At 51.9% G+C, this 872-nt stretch carries 1 protein-coding gene; it reads left to right on the top strand.

Going from position 1 to position 872, the window contains the following annotated elements; genetic code table 11:
• The first annotated feature begins 16 nt into the window (after positions 1 to 16).
• Positions 17 to 637 carry a hypothetical protein gene (locus R7R78_RS25160; RefSeq protein ID WP_225474506.1) on the top strand — a complete coding sequence of 207 codons (621 nt, stop codon included), beginning with the start codon at positions 17 to 19 and terminating at the stop codon, positions 635 to 637.
• Positions 638 to 872: the final 235 nt, after the last annotated feature.

Here is an 872-nt window from a genome sequence, read left to right as displayed (position 1 = left end):
AGAAGCACAAGTAGCACTGGACACAAACAACGACCGCAGCAACCACTACTCTCGCCCTGTTTTCAAGCAAGTTCTGAAAGTAAACAGCCTCCAAGCTCAGCGCGTCATGGAACGCAGCTTTGAGCGAGTTTCCAACTCCCTGTTCTCCATCGACGTGATCCTTCGCATCATCGGTGAGCAGGACGAAATCGACCAGGTTGAAACCGTCATCCTGGAACACATTTCCAAGGTCTCCGAAGACCTGGACAAAGCTACCGCCCAGCTCAACAAGCTGATGGAAGACAACGGCATCGACATGATGCCCGGCTACACCAACCCGAATGAATACACCATCGAGATCAACTCTCCTCAGGTTGCTCAGTTTGCACACCTGATCCGCAAACTGGATACCCTGATGGGGATCGTTGACACTCTCTGGCTGAACACCGTACTGACCAGCAAGCAGCGCACCGACGCCACTTACCAATGGCAGCAACGCCTCATCAAGCTGGCCGGTCGAATCATCGGCATCGAGAAACGGGCTCGCATTTCCGCCCACAGCAAAGGCAAAGAAGGTGAAGTGGCCGAAGCCGCTCCGGAATCTGCAACCGGCGACAAGGAAATCGCAGACGAAGCCGAGAAAACAAAAGCAGCATAACCCAGCCCAAACCTTTGCCCCTCGCCCGAGGGGCTTTTTTTTGTCTTTTATGGTTGCATTTTTTGATGCCGTGATATTATCGAAGTAAATCAGATTCAACTCAGGTAAGAACGGAGAACAACATGAAAAAGGCTTTAATCACCACCGTGGCTCTGGCTGTAGCAGCTCTATCTGGCTGTGCATCCACCAGCAGTTACGAACCCACAGCGTACAAAACCAATCACAGTCGCGCTTA

This window comes from Vibrio sp. 2134-1 (genome assembly GCF_033339495.1).
The sequence above is the reverse complement of the archived record's forward strand: the minus strand, read 5'-3'. Positions and strand labels throughout refer to the sequence as shown.